The sequence below is a fragment of the Streptomyces sp. NPDC048291 genome (genome assembly GCF_043201715.1).
GTDB lineage: Bacteria > Actinomycetota > Actinomycetes > Streptomycetales > Streptomycetaceae > Streptomyces.
The window spans coordinates 1-1,064 of the sequence record NZ_JBICZC010000050.1; the positions used below are offsets into that span (position 1 = coordinate 1).

Here is a 1,064-nt window from a genome sequence, read left to right on the forward strand (position 1 = left end):
GCCGCCGCCCTCACGCCCGAGGCCGAGAAGGTCCTCGCGCGGTATCCGTTGCGGGAGTTGGTGACGGTCTCGGAGCCGTTGCCGCTGCTGGTGGAGCGTGAACGGGCCCTGTACGGCTCCTGGTACGAGTTCTTCCCCCGCTCGGAGGGCACCCCGGAACGGCCGCACGGCACGTTCCGGACCGCGGCCCGCCGGCTGCCGAAGATCGCCGACATGGGCTTCGACGTCGTCTACCTCCCGCCGATCCACCCCATCGGCACCACCTTCCGCAAGGGCCGCAACAACACCCTCACCCCCGGCCCCGACGACGTCGGCGTGCCCTGGGCGATCGGCTCGCCCGAGGGCGGCCACGACGCCGTCCACCCCGACCTGGGCACCGTCGAGGACTTCCGGTGGTTCGTGGCCGAGGCCGGCCGGCACGGCCTGGAGATCGCCCTGGACTTCGCCCTGCAGTGCTCGCCCGACCACCCCTGGGTGGAGAAGCACCCCGAGTGGTTCCACCACCGCCCCGACGGCACCATCGCCTACGCCGAGAACCCGCCGAAGAAGTACCAGGACATCTACCCCGTCGCCTTCGACGCCGACATGGACGGACTGGTCGCCGAGACCGTGCGGGTGCTGCGGCACTGGATGGACTGCGGGGTGCGGATCTTCCGCGTGGACAACCCGCACACCAAGCCGGTGGTGTTCTGGGAGCGGGTGATCGCCGAGGTCAACACGGCCGACCCGGACGTGATCTTCCTGGCCGAGGCGTTCACCCGGCCCGCGATGATGCGCACCCTGGCCCAGACCGGCTTCCAGCAGTCGTACACGTACTTCACCTGGCGCAACACCAAGCAGGAACTCACCGAGTACGCCACCGAACTCGCCGGTGAGACCGCCGCCTACATGCGGCCGAACTTCTTCGCCAACACCCCCGACATCCTGCACGCCTACCTCCAGCACGGCGGGCGGCCCGCCTTCGAGGCCCGGGCCGTGCTCGCCGCCACCCTCTCCCCGACCTGGGGCATCTACAGCGGCTACGAACTCTGCGAGAACACCCCGCTCAAGGAGGGCGGCGAGGA

The 1,064-nt window shown here is 70.2% G+C and carries 1 pseudogene; it reads left to right on the forward strand.

Features of this window, described 5'->3' with window-relative positions:
• Nucleotides 1-1,064, forward strand: a pseudogene (locus ACGF5O_RS49075) (alpha-1,4-glucan--maltose-1-phosphate maltosyltransferase); the annotation flags it as partial.